General features: G+C 67.1%; 12 protein-coding genes. 9 read left to right on the forward strand and 3 right to left on the reverse strand.

All coding sequences use genetic code 11. The features are described 5' to 3' along the window. Positions 1 to 50 precede the first annotated feature (50 nt). Together rlmJ and ACP693_RS07155 are read left to right on the forward strand one after the other, a co-directional pair. Positions 51 to 866 carry a 23S rRNA (adenine(2030)-N(6))-methyltransferase RlmJ gene (rlmJ, locus tag ACP693_RS07150; RefSeq protein WP_426017849.1) on the forward strand — a complete coding sequence of 272 codons (816 nt, stop codon included), beginning with the start codon at positions 51 to 53 and terminating at the stop codon, positions 864 to 866. A gap of 22 nt (positions 867 to 888) precedes the next feature. After that, positions 889 to 1620, forward strand: a complete 732-nt coding sequence (locus ACP693_RS07155) for a glutamine amidotransferase-related protein (protein ID WP_425982767.1) — start codon at positions 889 to 891, stop codon at positions 1618 to 1620. On the opposite strand, the gene ACP693_RS07160 is transcribed toward ACP693_RS07155, so the two are convergent. Beyond that, the gene (locus ACP693_RS07160; protein WP_426017847.1) at positions 1617 to 2675 is read right to left on the reverse strand and encodes a YeiH family protein; all 1059 of its coding nucleotides are present in this window, start codon (positions 2673 to 2675) and stop codon (positions 1617 to 1619) included. The two genes, ACP693_RS07155 and ACP693_RS07160, sit on opposite strands and share 4 nt — an antisense overlap. Before the next feature lie 77 nt (positions 2676 to 2752). On the opposite strand from ACP693_RS07160, the gene ACP693_RS07165 reads away from it, so the two are divergent. Beyond that, positions 2753 to 3628 carry a LysR family transcriptional regulator gene (locus ACP693_RS07165; RefSeq protein WP_426017845.1) on the forward strand — a complete coding sequence of 292 codons (876 nt, stop codon included), beginning with the start codon at positions 2753 to 2755 and terminating at the stop codon, positions 3626 to 3628. Here the strand turns inward: ACP693_RS07165 and hemF are convergent. Then, on the reverse strand, positions 3625 to 4506 hold the full coding sequence (hemF, locus tag ACP693_RS07170; protein ID WP_426019610.1) for an oxygen-dependent coproporphyrinogen oxidase: 882 nt from the start codon (positions 4504 to 4506) through the stop codon (positions 3625 to 3627). The two genes, ACP693_RS07165 and hemF, sit on opposite strands and share 4 nt — an antisense overlap. A 103-nt stretch (positions 4507 to 4609) precedes the next feature. On the opposite strand from hemF, the gene ACP693_RS07175 reads away from it, so the two are divergent. Then, entirely contained in the window at positions 4610 to 5866 is a 1257-nt protein-coding gene (locus tag ACP693_RS07175; RefSeq protein WP_426017843.1) for a dipeptidase, read from the forward strand. On the opposite strand, the gene ACP693_RS07180 is transcribed toward ACP693_RS07175, so the two are convergent. Beyond that, entirely contained in the window at positions 5857 to 6312 is a 456-nt protein-coding gene (locus ACP693_RS07180; protein ID WP_426017841.1) for a tRNA (cytidine(34)-2'-O)-methyltransferase, read from the reverse strand. The genes ACP693_RS07175 and ACP693_RS07180 overlap by 10 nt on opposite strands. A 194-nt stretch (positions 6313 to 6506) precedes the next feature. Here ACP693_RS07180 and petA point away from each other — a divergent pair, with 194 nt between their 5' ends. The 5 genes from petA to ACP693_RS07205 all read left to right on the forward strand — a co-directional run bounded on the left by petA (position 6507) and on the right by ACP693_RS07205 (position 12794). Beyond that, positions 6507 to 7058 carry a ubiquinol-cytochrome c reductase iron-sulfur subunit gene (gene petA / locus ACP693_RS07185; RefSeq protein WP_409719274.1) on the forward strand — a complete coding sequence of 184 codons (552 nt, stop codon included), beginning with the start codon at positions 6507 to 6509 and terminating at the stop codon, positions 7056 to 7058. Between the two features lie 16 nt (positions 7059 to 7074). Continuing rightward, the gene (locus tag ACP693_RS07190) at positions 7075 to 8379 is read left to right on the forward strand and encodes a cytochrome b (RefSeq protein WP_426017839.1); all 1305 of its coding nucleotides are present in this window, start codon (positions 7075 to 7077) and stop codon (positions 8377 to 8379) included. A 5-nt stretch (positions 8380 to 8384) separates the two neighbouring features. Beyond that, positions 8385 to 9260, forward strand: coding sequence for a cytochrome c1 (locus ACP693_RS07195; RefSeq protein ID WP_426017837.1), 876 nt, complete (start codon positions 8385 to 8387; stop codon positions 9258 to 9260). Positions 9261 to 9410: 150 nt separating this feature from the next. Beyond that, on the forward strand, positions 9411 to 11078 hold the full coding sequence (locus tag ACP693_RS07200; RefSeq protein ID WP_426017835.1) for a M28 family metallopeptidase: 1668 nt from the start codon (positions 9411 to 9413) through the stop codon (positions 11076 to 11078). 72 nt (positions 11079 to 11150) lie between these two features. After that, entirely contained in the window at positions 11151 to 12794 is a 1644-nt protein-coding gene (locus ACP693_RS07205) for a M28 family peptidase (RefSeq protein WP_426017833.1), read from the forward strand. The last annotated feature ends 3 nt before the right edge of the window (positions 12795 to 12797 follow it).

A 12797-nucleotide genomic window follows, 5' to 3' on the forward strand; every position in this document is an offset into this window, starting at 1 on the left:
GGTGCACGAGTTCCGCTTGACCGCGCGGGCCAGGCGGGAGACGAGGCGGCATGAACTATCGCCACAGCTTTCATGCCGGAAACTTCGCCGACTTGCTCAAACACGCCTTGGTGCTGTGGCTGGTGAAGGCGCGTCAGGAAACGGGTCCGCTGACGGTGTTCGACACCCATGCGGGGGCGGGGCTGTACGACCTTTCGGGGGACGGGACGCGGTCCAGGGAGGCTGAGGCGGGAGTGGCGCGGCTGATGAGCGCCGAGGGGCGGACGCCGCTGATGGATGCTCTGGCGGCCGAGGTGGCGGCGATCAATCCTGACGGCGGTGTGCGGTACTATCCGGGCTCGCCCCTGTTGATCGCTGACGCCCTGAAGGACGGCGGGCGCTATGTCGGGTTCGAGCTCAACCCGCCGGTTCGGGACATGCTGGCAGAGGCGTTGGCTGGACGCACGAACGCTCAGGCGCGCGAGGGCGACGGCTATGCAGAGGTGGTCGCGGAGGCAGCGAAGGTGCGCGGGCCGCTGATGCTGATCGACCCTCCGTTCGAAAAGCCCGACGACTACGTCCGCTCGGCCGAGACCGCGATCGCGGTGGTGAAGCGCGACCCGACGGCGACGGTGGCGATCTGGACCCCGCTGAAGGATCTGGAGACCTTCGACGGCTTCATCCGGCGCCTGCAAGGCAAGGCTGTACCGACCCTGGTCGCCGAGGCGCGGCTGAGGCCCCTGACCAATCCGATGAAGATGAACGGCTGCGCCCTGGTGGTGGTCAATCCGCCAAAGGGCGCCGAGGTCGCGGCGAGCGAAGTCTGCGGCTGGGTCGCGGGCGCCTTGGGCGAGGCCGGCGGGCGGGCCGAGGTCTGGACCTTCTGACCGCAGCCATTAGGTTGGTCGCATGACGCGCATCGCCATTCTGGAAACCGGCCACCCGCCAGAGCATCTGAAGGACGACTACGACGACTATCCCGCGCGGTTCCGGGCGCTGCTGGGCGAGGGCGTGGCGACCACGCGGTTCGACGTGCAGTCGGGGCATTTGCCGGACGATCCGTCGGCGTTCCAGGGGGCTATCGTCACGGGGTCTGCGGCGGGGGTCTATGACGACCTGCCGTGGATTCCTCAGTTGGTGAGTTGGCTGAGGGCGGCGCGGGGGCGGACGCGTCTGGTCGGCATCTGTTTCGGGCATCAGGCGCTGGCCCATGCCTTCGGCGGGGCGGTCGAGAAGTCCGACAAGGGCTGGGGCGTGGGGCTGCATCGCTACGACGTGCGGGTCGACGAGCCCTGGATGCATCCGCGTGCGCGCACGATCGCCATTCCCGTGTCGCATCAGGATCAGGTGACGGCGATTTCGGACGACGCGCGGGTGATCGCCTCCAGCGGGTTTACACCCTATGCCGGTCTGGCCTGGGGAGAGGACGCGATCTCCTTCCAGTGCCACCCCGAGTTCCAGCCGGACTATGCGGCGGCCCTGATCGAGGGACGGCGGGGGACGCGCATTCCGCACCCCGTGGCGGACGAGGCGATCGACAGTCTGAAGCGACCCAATGATCGGGCCGTGCTGACGGCCTGGATTCGCGCCTTCCTGCTTCTGACGCCGCCGCCGGTCGAGGATTACGGCAGCGGGATCTAAAGGCCCAGCAACCGGATCAGCACCAGCGCCAGCAACACCAGGGCGCCCAGCGACAGGATGACGGCGGCGACGACTCGGCCGCCGGCGCGGGCGACCGCGCGGATGTCGGTCTGCAGCCCCAGGGCGGCCATGGCGACGATGGTCAGCAGGCCTGAGGCGGCGGCCATCGGCGGGAGGGCGTTCTGCGGTATCAGATCAAACGAGCGCAGGGCGATCATGACCAGGAAGCCGATGATGAACCACGGCAGCAGGCGATGCAGGCCGGGTTTGGACGCTGTGGGTGCGCGGTCGCGGAAGATCAGCGACAGGGCCAGAATCACCGGACCCAGCATCAGCACGCGCACCAGCTTGACCACCGTGCCGGTCTGCGTCGCGACGGCGCCGAACGGGGCGGCGGCGGCCAGGACTTGCGGCACAGCGTAGACGGTCAGACCGGCCAGGGCGCCGTACTGGAGGCCGTTCAGATGGATGAGGCCGCCCAGCAAGGGCAGCGCCAAAACCACGACCACGCCCAGCACGGCGGTGAAGGCGATGGAGGCGGCGACCTCCTCGCCATCGGCATCAATAACGGGCGCCACAGCGGCGATGGCGGAGTTGCCGCAAATGGCGTTGCCGCAGGCGATCAGCAGGGCCATGCGCGGGTTCAATCCCAGGGCCCGGCCGACGCCGAAACCGAAGACGATTCCGACGACGACCAAAAGTAGGATTCCGACGACGAAAGATACGCCCAGCGACGACAGGGTTGCGGCGCTGACGGAGGCGCCCAGCAGGACCACCGCCACCTCCAGCAGGGTCTTGGCCGAGAAGTCGATGCCGGCCTTGAACCGCATATCCGGCGTCCAGGCGGTGCGGACGGCGGCGCCCAGCAGAATGGCCAGAACCAGAGGCTCCAGCCAGACATTGCCGATGACGTCGCGCTCTATGCTGGTCAGGCCGATGGCGGCCAGGGTCACCAGCAGACACAGCATGACGCCGGGCCGGATCGCGCGCCCGAACGCCGTCGCCGACGCCAGGCTGGGCGTATTGGCGGGCGCGGGCAAGGTGGCGGACTTCATGTGCGGGCAATGCGCCCGCTCTCGACGGCGGTCCAACGGATAGTTATGGTCATTTCAATCCGATTTGGAGATCAATCGTGACCCTGGAACGCCTGCGCATCTTCGTCGCCGTGGCCGAGCGCGATCATGTGACGGCGGCGGCGCGGGCGCTGAACCTGACTCAGTCGGCGGTGTCGAACGCCCTGGCGGCGCTGGAGGCCGAGCATGACGTGCGGCTGTTCGACCGGGTCGGGCGCGGCGTTGTCTTGAACGAAACGGGCCGGGCCTTCCTGCCCGAAGCGAAGGCCGTGCTGGCGCGTGCGGCGGCGGCGGAGGCCGCTCTGGCGGACATGAGCGCCCTGCGGCGCGGGCGGCTGGCGGTGTTCGCCAGCCAGACCATCGCCAGCTATTGGCTGCCGCGCCGGCTGGTGGATTTCCACAAGGCCTATCCTGGCGTCGAACTGGCGGTCGAGATCGGCAATACGCGCGAGGCGGCCCAAGCCGTGCTGAGCGGCGCCGCCGAGATCGGCCTGGTCGAGGGGGCGGTGGACGAGCCGGCCCTGTCGCAGGTCCAGGTGGGTTCGGACCGGCTGGCGGTGCTGGTGACGCCCGACCATCCCTGGGCGAATCGGCGGCGGCTGGATGCGAAGGATCTGGCGGGCCAGCCGTGGGTGCTGCGCGAGGTCGGTTCGGGCACGCGTTCGACGCTGGAGGCGGCGGTGCGGGATATGGGGGGCGATCCCGCGACCCTGTCGGTATCGATGACCTTGCCGTCGAACGAGGCCGTACTGGCGGCGGCCGAGGCAGGGGCGGGGGCCACGGCTCTGTCGGAAAGCGTGGCCTACGCGTCCGTGGCGGCCGGGCGACTGGTGACCGCGCCCTTCACCCTGCCCGAGCGGCCGTTCCGGTTATTGAGGCACAGGGAGCGGTATCGCAGCCGGGCAGGAGACGTGTTCGTGGAGGCGATGAGTTAGGGCCACTTCACCGTCGGCGGCATGGACGACAGGATCGAGTCGACGTTGCCGCCGGTTTTCAGGCCGAACATGGTGCCGCGGTCGTAGAGCAGGTTGAACTCGACGTAGCGGCCGCGGCGGATCAGCTGTTCCTCGCGCTCTTGCGCCGTCCAGGGCTCGGCCATGCGGGCGGCGACGATGCGGGGATAGACATCCAGGAAGGCCAGGCCGATGTCGCGGGTGAAGGCGAAGTCGCGGTCGTAGTCGCCGGTGTCATGGTGATCGTAGAAGACGCCGCCGGTGCCGCGCGGCTCCTTGCGATGAGGCAGGTAGAAATACTCGTCGCACCAGGCCTTGTATTTGGCGTGCCAGGTCGGGTCGTAGGCGTCGCAGGCGGCCTGCATGGCGGCGTGGAAGGCGATGGTGTCGGGGTGGTCCTGGCGACGATCCGCCATCAGCACCGGCGTCAGGTCGCCGCCGCCGCCGAACCAACTCTTGGTCGTGGCGATGAAGCGGGTGTTCATATGCACCGCCGGCACGCGCGGACTGACCGGGTGGCAGATCAGGCTGATCCCCGTGGCGAAGAAGCGCGGATCGACGTCAGCGCCGGGCACGTTTTTGGCGTAGTCGGCGGGGAAAGAGCCGTGCACGGTCGAGACGTGGACGCCGACCTTTTCAAACAGACGGCCGTGCATCATCCCCATGACGCCACCGCCGCCTTCCGCGCGGTCCCAGGCCGTGCGGACGAACCGGCCGGGTTCGCCGGGAAGCAGGTCGGCAGGCGCTGAGTCTTCCAACGCCTCGAAGGCAGCGTGGATTCGGTCGCGCAGATGTTCGAACCAGGCGCGGGTCTCGACCTTCTTCAGGTCGAGCGGATCGGAGAAGACGGCGTCGCTCATGGCGCGCTTGAACCACGTCGCGGCGGCGGCGTCATCCGGACAGGTTGTCATAGAGGGAATCGCAGGCGCTAATGATCGCCTGCCGTTTTCAGGAAGCCCGCCCATGATCCGTCGTCTTCTCTTCGTCACTGTCGCCGCCCTTGCCTTGGCGGGAGCGGCCCACGCTCAGGATGCGGACGAGGCGCGGGTGCTGGGCATACTGAAGACGACACCGCTGATCGACGGGCACAACGACCTGCCGTGGGCCCTGCGACAGCAATTTGGAAACGACGTCTACGCCGTTGATCTGACCAAGAATCTGGCGGCGTCCACCAAGCTGCATACCGACATCGCAAGACTGCGGGCCGGGGGCGTCGGCGGTCAGTTCTGGTCGGTCTATGTGCCCGCCAGCCTCACACCGCGCGAGGCGGTCGAAGAGACCTTCGAACAGATCGACACGGCCAGGCGGATCATCGCCGCCCATCCCGAGACCTTCGGCCTGGCCGAGACCGCCGACGAGGTGGACGCCGTGTTCGCGTCTGGCCGGATCGCCAGCCTGATCGGGATGGAGGGCGGTTATTCGATCAACGATTCGCTGGCCCTGTTGCGCGAATTCTATCGGGCCGGCGCCCGCTACATGACCCTGACCCACTCAAAGACCACGACCTGGGCCGACAGCGCGACGGACGCGCCGAAGTGGGGCGGCTTGAGCCCGTTCGGCGAAGAGGTGGTCAAGGAGATGAACCGGCTGGGCATGATGGTGGACCTGAGCCACGTGTCCGAGGAGACGATGTTGGACTCCATGCGGGTCTCGGATGCGCCGGTGATCTTTTCCCACTCGTCGGCGCGGGCGGTGACGGACCATCCGCGCAATGTGCCGGATCGGGTGCTGCAGATGATGCCGCAGGACGGCGGGATCGTGATGATCAACCTGGCGCCGGGCTTCGTGTCCGAGGCGGTGCGGGCCTGGAACGGCGCCAGGGCCGGCGAGGAGGCGCGGCTCAAGACCCTGAACCCCGGCGATCCCGGCGCGATGGAGGCCGGGCTGACGGCCTGGACCACCGCCAATCCGACGCCTCAGGCGACCCTGGCCGACGTCGTGGCGCATATTCAGCATGTGCGCGAGGTGGCGGGCATCGACCATGTGGGGCTGGGCGCCGACTTCGACGGCATCGGCAGCCTGCCCGAAGACATGGGCGGGGTGGACGCCTATCCGCGCATCCTGGCGGCCCTGATGCAGGCCGGCTGGACCGAGGCGGACATCCGCAAGATCGCCGGCGAGAACCTGCTGCGGGTCATGCGATCGGTCGAGGCCGTGGCGGCGTCAAAGGCCGGCGAACGCCCGTCGATGGCGCGGCTGGAGCCAGCGGTTCAAGACTGACCGATCCCGCCCGTCTGGCGTAGGCCTTCCCACAGGGCGATGCCGGCAGTGACGGACAGGTTCAGCGAGCGGGCCTGGGGGCGCAGCGGCACGACGACGCGGGCGTCGGCGGTGGCGTGGACATAGTCGGGGGCGCCCGCGCTCTCCTTGCCGAACAGAAGCACGTCGTCAGGCTGGAAGACGAAGTCGGGCAGGGGCGTGGCGCCGCGCGTGGTGAACAGCACCAGCCGCCCGGCGGGGCGATCCGCCTGGAAAGCCTCCCAGTCGGCGTGGCGGGTCATGTGCGACAGGGGGCCGTAATCAAGGGCCGCGCGCTTCATGGCGCGGTCGTCGAAACGAAAGCCGGTCGGCTCGATCACGTGCAGATCGACGCCGAAACAGGCCGACAATCGGATGCAGGCTCCGACGTTCTGAGGAATGTCAGGTTGAAAAAGGGCGAGACGCATTCTAAGGCCTGACATACGCGCGGCGAGGGGGTTTGTCGCGGTCTGTTTGCGAGCGTTTCGCAAGAAACGTCAGCAGCTTGCGCCCAAACGGCGCAAGTCTCGGGCCGTCGGGGATTTCCGGCGTCTTTTGTTGGTTCGTGCCGTGGCTGGGAGAAGCTTTTGGGCTTCTTCCGCGGCGTTCGAGAGGTGGAAACGTGGCCGAATCGGTCGTGCATACGGAAGACACTCACAGCCCAGAGGGCGGTGATCCCAATCGTCGGGACTTCATTCACATCGCGGCGGGCGCTGCGGCGGTCGGCGCAGGCGCGATGATCGCCTGGCCGCTGATCAATCAGATGAACCCGGCGGCCGACACCCTGGCCCTGGCCTCGATCGAGTTCGACCTGACCAAGGTTCAGCAGGGCCAGCAGGTCGTGATCAAATGGCAGGGCAAGCCGGTGTTCGTGCGCTATCGCACGCCGGCCGAAATTCAGAAGGTCCAGTCGGAGGGCGCCGTCGGCAGTCCCCCGCAGACCGACGCGGAACGCACCAAGGCCGGTCACGAGCCCTATCTGGTTGTCGTCGGTTCGTGCACGCACCTGGGCTGCGTGCCCACGTTCAACGCAGGCGACTACGGCGGCTGGTTCTGCCCCTGCCACGGCTCGCACTACGATGCGTCCGGTCGCATTCGAAAGGGGCCTGCGCCCCTGAACCTGGTTGTGCCGGATTACGAATATACGTCCGACACCCGCGTCAAGATCGGTTGAGGACCAAGGGGGGATCATGAGCGATCACGAGAGCACCTACGTCCCGAAAACGGGCGTCGAGAAGTGGCTGGACACCCGGCTACCGATCATCCGTTTCGGCGCGGACTACATGTCCCTGCCGACGCCGCGGAACCTGAACTACTGGTGGACCTTCGGCGGCATCCTGGCCCTGTGCCTGATGACGCAGATCGTCACCGGCATCGTTCTGGCCATGCACTACACGCCGAACGTGGACCTGGCCTTCGCCTCGGTCGAGCGCATCATGCGCGACGTCAACGGCGGCTGGCTGATCCGCTATGTCCACGCCAACGGCGCGTCGATGTTCTTCATCGCCGTCTATCTGCACATGCTGCGGGGGCTGTACTACGGCTCCTACAAGGCGCCGCGCGAGATGATCTGGATCATCGGCTGCGTGATCTTCTTCCTGATGATCGCCACCGCCTTCCTGGGTTACGTGCTGCCGTGGGGCCAGATGTCGTTCTGGGGCGCGGAGGTCATCACCAATCTGATCGGCGCCATCCCCGTGCTGGGCGAGCCGATCCTGATCTGGCTGCGTGGCGGACCGGCGATCGACAATGCGACGCTGAACCGCTTCTTCTCGCTGCACTATCTGCTGCCGTTCGCCATTCTGGGCTGCGTCGTGCTGCACCTTTGGGCGCTGCACGCGGCCGGTCAGAACAACCCGGTCGGCATCCTGATCCCCAAGGATCGCGCAAAGAAGGACATGCTGCCCTTCCACCCGTATTTCACGGTCAAGGACGGCTTTGCGATCATCCTGTTCCTGATCCTGTTCGCCATCTTCGTCTTCTATCAGCCGAACGCCCTGGGCCACGCCGACAACTACATCCCGGCCAACCCGCTGCAGACGCCGGCGCACATCGTGCCCGAGTGGTACATGCTGCCCTTCTACGCGATCCTGCGCGCCGTCCCGGACAAGTTCGGCGGCGTGGTGGCGATGTTCGGCGCCATCGGCGTGCTGTTCGTCCTGCCCTGGCTGGATACGTCCAAGGTGCGCTCGATGCGCTACCGCCCGACGATGCGGACCTTCTTCATCATCTTCCTGGTGGTGGGCGTGGGTCTGGGCTGGTGCGGCGGTCAGTTGCCCGACGCGCCGGTGATCGGGTCGTTCAAGACCTTCACCCTGATCGACGGCGACCTGAACTCCTATCTGTGGCTGACGCGGGTGTTCACCCTCTACTACTTCGCCTTCTTCCTGATCATCATGCCGCTGGTCGGATTGAAGGAGCAGCCGCTGCCGATCCCGGCGACGATCTCCGAACCGGTCCTGACCGGCGCGGACGCCGTCGAGCAGAAGGGCTGAGGGGCATGACGATTGGAATGAAGACCGTGTCGATCAAGACGATCCTCGCCTCGGCGGCCGTTGCGCTGGGGCTGATCAGCGCCGCCGCCCCCGCCATGGCGGCCGGCGCCGCCGCTCACCCGCGCTCGGGCGGTTTCAGCTTCGAGGGGCCGTTCGGCACCTATGACCAGGGCCAGCTGCAACGCGGCTACAAGGTCTATCACGAGGTCTGCGCCGCCTGCCACGGCATGAACCTGATGCACTATCGGAACCTGGGCGACCGTCATGGTCCGTTCTGGAATCCGAAATATCCGAACCCGAACGACAACCCGGTGGTCAAGGCTCTGGCCGCCGAGAATCAGGTGCCGGATATCGACAGCGAAACCGGCGAGCCGATTCTGCGGGACGCCACCCCGGCCGACAAGTTCCGCGTTCCCTATCCGAACGCCACGGCGGCGGCGGCGGGCAACGGCGGCGCCGCGCCGCCCGACCTGTCGGTCATGGCTAAGGCCCGTCACGACGGCGCCAACTATATCTACTCGCTGCTGTCGGGCTACCGGGCCGCACCGGCGGGGCTGCAAATCCGCGATGGCCAGCACTACAACCCCTATATGGCTGGCGACCTGACCCCGTTCTGGACGGGCGACCATAAGGACGTCCCGCCTGGCGGCTTCATCGCCATGCCCGCGCCGCTGCAAAACGGCCAAGTCACCTATGACGACGGCTCGCCCCAGACGGTGGACCAGTATTCCAAAGACGTGGCGGCCTTCATCGCCTGGACGTCGGAGCCCAAGATGGTCGAGCGCAAGCAGGCCGGGTTCGGCGTGATGATCTTCCTGCTGATCTTCGCGGGCCTGACCTACGCCAGCTATCGCCGGATCTGGAAGGGCGTCGCCCACTAAGGGAACGTCGCCAGCCCGAAATCTTGAGCCCGTCGAAGTTCGCTTCGGCGGGCTTTTTCGTTTGCGACGAATGGTCCAGGACACGGAATCGACACGGTGGGTTTCGCCGCCTAGGGTCGGTCATCATCTACGGCTGTGGGGCCACTGTTCATGCGTCTTGTCTCTTCGTTCGCGGCTGTGCTTTTGGCCGGCGTCGCCCTGTCCGCCTGCGCGACCGCGCCCAATCCCGGCGCCGTCCATACCGTTCCCGTCTTCGACGCCGCGCGGATTTCGCAGGACATCAAGACCCTGTCGGACGACAGCTATGAGGGACGCGGCATCGCCACCCCGGCCGAAGAGAAGGTCGTGCGCTATCTGAGCGAGGGCTATGCCGCCGCCGGGTTCGAGCCAGGCGGGCCGAACGGTCAGTGGACGCAGGACGTCGTGCTGAACCGCTTCGTCCAGTCCAACGTCCAGGCCTCGTTGAAGCTGGGCGACTGGTCCTTGCCGATGACCCAGGGGCGCGAGGTCGCCATCTCGACCCGCCGCCCGGCCGAGCATGTCAGCCTGAAGGACGCGCCGCTGGTCTTCGTCGGCTACGGCATCAATGCGCCCGAGCGGAACTGGAACGACTTTAAGGACCAGGATCTGCGCGGCAAGATCCTGGTCGTGCTGGTCAATGACGCCGATTTCGAAGAGCCGGCGCTGAACACCTTCGGCGGCAAGGCCATGACCTATTACGGCCGCTGGACCTACAAATACGAAGAGGCGGCCAAGCACGGTGCGGCGGGTGTGCTGATCGTGCACGAGACGGCCCCGGCCTCCTATGGCTGGCAGACGGTGGCCAACTCTTGGGGCGTGCCGCAGTTCGACATCCTGCGCCAGAATGCGGCGGCCGAGCGAGTGTCGATGGAAGGCTGGATTCAGCGCGACGTGGCGGTCGACCTGTTCCGCCGCGCCGGCCTCGATTTCGAGGCGCTGAAGGTCCAGGCGCGCAGCCGCGACTTCCAGCCCGTGGCCTTGCCCGGAGCCGGCTTCTCGACCGAGTTCGACGTGGCGACCAATCAGGTCACCAGCCACAATATCATCGCCCGCCGGCCGGGCACGACTCATCCCGACGAGACGGTGCTGTATACCGCCCACTGGGACCACATCGGCATGGGCGAGCCGGACGCGACGGGCGATCGCATCTTCAACGGCGCCGTCGATAACGCCTCGGGCACGGCGGGCCTGTTGGAGCTGGCTCGGATGTTCGGCGGTGCGCCACGCACCGAACGGTCCATCGTGATCATCAGCTTCACCGCCGAGGAAAGCGGCCTGCTGGGTTCGGAATACTACGCCGTCAATCCGGTCTATCCGCTGGCCAAGACCGTGGGCGGGTTCAACATGGATTCGATGAACGTCTATGGCCGCGTCACCGGCCTGGGCGTCACCGGCTATGGCCAGTCGGACTTCGACGAGCGCCTGGCGGCGGCGATCCAGCCGCAGGGCCGCAGCCTGGTCCCCGACTATGAGAACGCGGCCGGCACCTATTATCGCTCGGACCACTTCCCCCTGGCCAAGCGCGGCGTGCCGATGGCCTATGCCGGCAGCCGGGGCGAGTTCCGCGATGCGCCGATCACCGAGCGCGAGGCGGCGCGTGCGGAGTATGGCGCCAAACGCTATCACCAGGCGGCGGACGAATGGTCGCCGGACTGGGACTACAGCGGCATGATCGAGGATCTGACGGTCTTCTATGATGTCGGCCGCGCCCTGGCGAACGGCCGCGACTGGCCGGAATGGAAGCCGGGGTCGGAGTTCGCGCCGGCGCGTGCGACCACCGCGTCGGAACGTCGCTAAGTCTTAGAAATCAAAAGAAGGGGCGGGGATGTGTCTCCGCCCCTTCGTCGTTGTCCCTGTCGAGTACGCTTCATGATCCTTCGCCGCTCATCCATCGTCGCCTTTGCGGCGCTTGCCCTTGCCGCCTGTGCGAACGCACCGGTTTCTGCACCGTCGGCTCGGCTGGACGCCTTCGCCGTCGCATCGGCCGCGACGCCCCAGTTCAGCGCCCAGCGCCTGTCGGACCACATCAAATATCTGGCGTCGGACGAGATGGAGGGCCGGTTCCCCGGTCTGGTCGGCGAGCGTCTGACCCTGGCTTATCTGCAAGCCCAGTATGAGGCGATGGGGCTGGAGCCCGGCGGCCGCGACGGATCGTGGCTGCAGCCGGTGGACCTGGTGCGATTTACCCCTGGGCGGGCGCCTATGGCGTCCTGGACCGGGGCGGACGGCGCGACGCACCCGCTGGTCTCGGGAACCGACATCACCCTGCGCGCCGGGCCGGCTGACCCGATGGTGAAGATCGAGGGCGCGCCGCTGGTGTTCGCCGGTTATGGTATTTCGGCCCCGACCTGGGACGACTATGGCGACGCGGACCTGACCGGCAAGGTCGTGGTCGTCCTGCGCGGCCAGCCGAGCGTCATGGGGGCGGACCCGAACTTCTACGGCTCCACCACGCACAAGACGCAGGAGGCGCTGAGGCGCGGCGCCGTCGGGGTCATCACGCTTCAGGATCAGGACGGTCGCTGGCGGCGCGCCGTGGGCGGGGCGACCCGGCCGCAGATGACGGTCAAGGGCGCGGAGGACGCCCGCTTTACCGGCGCGATCAACATGGCCACCGCAACCGCTATTGGCGGCGAGGCCTTCATGGGCATGGCTGAGCGCGGCAAGACGGCGGCGCTGGGCGGTGCAGTCGATATGGGCGCGCGGCTCAGCGTGGACATCGCCGAGACGACCGAGGTCATCCACTCCAACAATCTGCTGGCCAAGATCCCCGGCACGGAACGGCCGGACGAATATGTCTTCTACTCCGCCCACTGGGACCACGTCGGAAAGGCGAAGACGCCGAACGCCGAGGGGGACGACATCTTCAACGGCGCCTGGGACAATGCGTCGGGCACGGCGGGCCTGATCGAAATGGCGCGGGCGTTCAAGGCGGGGCCGGCGCCGAAACGCACCGTGGTCTTCCTGCACGTCACGGCCGAGGAGCAGGGGCTGTTGGGGTCCGAAGCCTATGCCGCCGACCCGGTCTATCCGCTGGCGAAGACGGCGGCGGACATCAATATCGACATGCTGCCTTTCACGCCTGCGACGCGGGACGTGGCGGTGTTTGGGGTCGGCAAGTCGGAGCTGGAGGACATCCTGGGCCGGTTCGCGGCCGTGCAGGGAAGAGTGGTTACGGGCGACGGCTATCCTGAGGAAGGATTCTACTACCGCTCGGACCACTTCAACTTCGCGGCCGGTGGGGTGCCGGCCCTGATGCCTTGGACGGGACGCGATTTCGTCGAGGGCGGGATCGACGCGGGCAAGCCCTATTACGAGGGGCAGATGGAGCGGTACTATCACAAGCTGACCGACGAATGGCGCGCCGACTACGACTTCACGGCCGTGCTGCAGAACCTGGATCTGCTGTATCGCTTGGGCCTGACGGTGGCCGACAGCGAAGGCTGGCCGGCTTGGAAGCCGACCGCCGAGTTCAACGCCATCCGCGACCGCACGGCCGATCAGCGGCGGTAGGTC

Source organism: Brevundimonas sp. TWP1-3, assembly GCF_049896085.1.
Taxonomy (GTDB): domain Bacteria; phylum Pseudomonadota; class Alphaproteobacteria; order Caulobacterales; family Caulobacteraceae; genus Brevundimonas.

Coding starts and splice junctions, on each gene's coding strand:
- rlmJ (WP_426017849.1), top strand. CDS start 51: ATGAACTATCGCCACAGCTTTCATGCCGGAAACTTCGCCGACTTGCTC.
- ACP693_RS07155 (WP_425982767.1), top strand. CDS start 889: ATGACGCGCATCGCCATTCTGGAAACCGGCCACCCGCCAGAGCATCTG.
- ACP693_RS07160 (WP_426017847.1), bottom strand. CDS start 2,675: ATGAAGTCCGCCACCTTGCCCGCGCCCGCCAATACGCCCAGCCTGGCG.
- hemF (WP_426019610.1), bottom strand. CDS start 4,506: ATGAGCGACGCCGTCTTCTCCGATCCGCTCGACCTGAAGAAGGTCGAG.
- ACP693_RS07175 (WP_426017843.1), top strand. CDS start 4,610: ATGATCCGTCGTCTTCTCTTCGTCACTGTCGCCGCCCTTGCCTTGGCG.
- ACP693_RS07180 (WP_426017841.1), bottom strand. CDS start 6,312: ATGCGTCTCGCCCTTTTTCAACCTGACATTCCTCAGAACGTCGGAGCC.
- ACP693_RS07190 (WP_426017839.1), top strand. CDS start 7,075: ATGAGCGATCACGAGAGCACCTACGTCCCGAAAACGGGCGTCGAGAAG.
- ACP693_RS07195 (WP_426017837.1), top strand. CDS start 8,385: ATGACGATTGGAATGAAGACCGTGTCGATCAAGACGATCCTCGCCTCG.
- ACP693_RS07200 (WP_426017835.1), top strand. CDS start 9,411: ATGCGTCTTGTCTCTTCGTTCGCGGCTGTGCTTTTGGCCGGCGTCGCC.
- ACP693_RS07205 (WP_426017833.1), top strand. CDS start 11,151: ATGATCCTTCGCCGCTCATCCATCGTCGCCTTTGCGGCGCTTGCCCTT.